General features: G+C 32.0%; 1 protein-coding gene. It reads left to right on the plus strand.

The features are described 5' to 3' along the window. Positions 1–57: 57 nt before the first annotated feature. The gene (locus HMPREF2794_RS11130) at positions 58–483 is read left to right on the plus strand and encodes a hypothetical protein (protein WP_048697546.1); all 426 of its coding nucleotides are present in this window, start codon (positions 58–60) and stop codon (positions 481–483) included. Positions 484–540 lie beyond the last annotated feature (57 nt).

The raw sequence follows: 540 nt of genomic DNA on the forward strand, positions 1-540 counted from the left end.
TTTTTGAGCAGCTTATACTACAAATTAAATTATTAACGAAAAGATTATTTACAGAATATGAAAACATTTAGATTTTTTGCAACTTTATTGGTTATTGCTTTATGTGCAGGTTTTACTTCTTGTAGCGACGATGATGAAGAAGAAAATTCAGTCGAAATTTCTTTGGCTAATCTTCAAGGTACTTGGGATATGATTAAATGTTATGGTTGGGAGTATGATGACAATAATCAAAAGGAGAATTGGACAGAGGATGTCTCTGGAGAATATATCTTCTTTGAAGATACAGACGGCAATGGAGGATATAGTGACGGTAGCCATACTTATTATTTTGCAAGTTCTATTAATGGTAATAAGCTTATTTTGAGAGATTCTGGTTGGTTAGCGGGTAAGTCGATAACGATAACTAAACTGACTAAAACAGAGTTACATATTACTGCTACAGATGAGAATTCAGAAGAAAACTATGAGATGATAAAAAGGTAAATCATCCTATCGTGCATAGAAAGAACAGCATTTGAAGAAATTCATTTGCTGTTTTTT

Source organism: Bacteroides sp. HMSC067B03 (assembly GCF_001811315.1).
In the GTDB taxonomy this organism is placed as follows: domain Bacteria; phylum Bacteroidota; class Bacteroidia; order Bacteroidales; family Bacteroidaceae; genus Bacteroides; species Bacteroides faecis.

Coding starts and splice junctions, on each gene's coding strand:
- HMPREF2794_RS11130 (WP_048697546.1), top strand. CDS start 58: ATGAAAACATTTAGATTTTTTGCAACTTTATTGGTTATTGCTTTATGT.